The sequence below is a fragment of the Streptomyces sp. SID12501 genome (assembly GCF_010550245.1).
Classification (GTDB): domain Bacteria; phylum Actinomycetota; class Actinomycetes; order Streptomycetales; family Streptomycetaceae; genus Streptomyces.
In genome coordinates this window covers 1-809 of record NZ_JAAGLU010000158.1, presented here as the reverse complement: position 1 = coordinate 809, position 809 = coordinate 1, and the positions used below count along the sequence as shown (strand labels likewise).

General features: G+C 73.3%; 1 protein-coding gene. It reads right to left on the bottom strand.

Going from position 1 to position 809, the window contains the following annotated elements:
- Positions 1–797 (bottom strand): methyl-accepting chemotaxis protein (locus G3I71_RS52505; RefSeq protein ID WP_203733014.1); only part of this gene is annotated, 797 nt, incomplete at its 3' end.
- Positions 798–809 lie beyond the last annotated feature (12 nt).

Here is an 809-nt window from a genome sequence, read left to right as displayed (position 1 = left end):
TTGATCGAGCCGACGATCTGCGCGATCTCCCGGATCGCGTCGGCCGCGCCGCGCGAGTCGGACTGGATCGCCTCGATGCGCCGGGAGATCTCGTCGGTCGCGCGCGACGTCTGCTGCGCGAGCTCCTTCACCTCGCCGGCCACGACCGAGAAGCCGCGGCCCGCCTCGCCCGCACGTGCCGCCTCGATGGTCGCGTTGAGCGCGAGCAGGTTCGTCTGCTCCGCGATCGACGTGATCACCTTGACGACGTTGCCGATCTCCTGCGACGACGTCCCCAGGCGCGAGACCTGCTCGTTGGTCGCCGCCGCGGCGTCGGTGGCCTGGCCCGCGACCTTGGCGGCCTGCGACGCGTTCTGCGCGATCTCCCGGATGCTCGCCCCCATCTGCTCCGCCCCCGCAGCCACCGCCTGCACGTTCCTGCTCACCTGCTCCGCCGCAGCCGCCACCACACCCGCCTGCACGCTCGTCTCCTCCGACCCCGACGCCACCTGACCCGACGCCGCCGCCAGCTCCTCCGCCGCAGCCGCCACCGTCCCCGCCGACTCCGCGACCCCCGCGATCACCTCACGCACCGACGCCTGCGCCGTCGTCAACGACGCCGCCATCTCACCCATCTCGTCACGCGAGTCCACCTGCGCCGGCACCGTCAGATCACCCTGCGCCATCGCCGCCACCGACCGCTGCACCGCACCGACACCCCGCAGCACCCGCCGCGACACCAGCACCGCACCGGCCACGGCACCCGCGGCACCGACCACGATCGCGCCGACGATCATGGCGACGGTCCGCGCGGTCACGGTCGTGGCGTT